The sequence below is a fragment of the Desertibacillus haloalkaliphilus genome, assembly GCF_019039105.1.
In the GTDB taxonomy this organism is placed as follows: Bacteria; Bacillota; Bacilli; order Bacillales; family KJ1-10-99; genus Desertibacillus; species Desertibacillus haloalkaliphilus.
Genome location: NZ_JAHPIV010000143.1, coordinates 1 through 434, shown reverse-complemented (window position 1 = coordinate 434; position 434 = coordinate 1). Strand labels below are relative to the sequence as shown.

General features: G+C 40.8%; 1 pseudogene. It reads left to right on the top strand.

The annotated features are described in order from the left end of the window. Positions 1-434, top strand: a pseudogene (locus KH400_RS21255) (vitamin B12-dependent ribonucleotide reductase); the annotation flags it as partial.

The following is a 434-nucleotide window of genomic DNA, read 5'->3' as shown; positions in this document are numbered from 1 at the left end:
CAAGTACACCCAATCACAAGCGATATGCATATTACTCAAAAAGGCGTATCAAGACTCGTAATGTTAGACCGTTACACGTTTAAAGATACAGAGAAGAAAACACTTAGAGAAGGGGATTTCGTCGTTTTAACCGTAAAAGACGACCCTAAGTTTCCTGCACGTGGATATGGATTTGTGATGGAGCTTGACCAAGTGAAAAATCATGCAAAGGTACTCGTTGATGAAGAGTTCCGAGGAGTGCTTGAAGGGGACGAGGCAGAAACAGGAATCGTAACTCGTTCACTTGATACAATTGAGAAGCCTCTTGAAATTTATTATGAGCAAATTGCAAAGCGAAATGCGACAGGACTTGCATCAGTTGAAACTACAGTGGAAAAACGTCAAGAAGCGTTCGAACAATTTTATGAACAGCTTGTTTCCATGAACTTCATTCC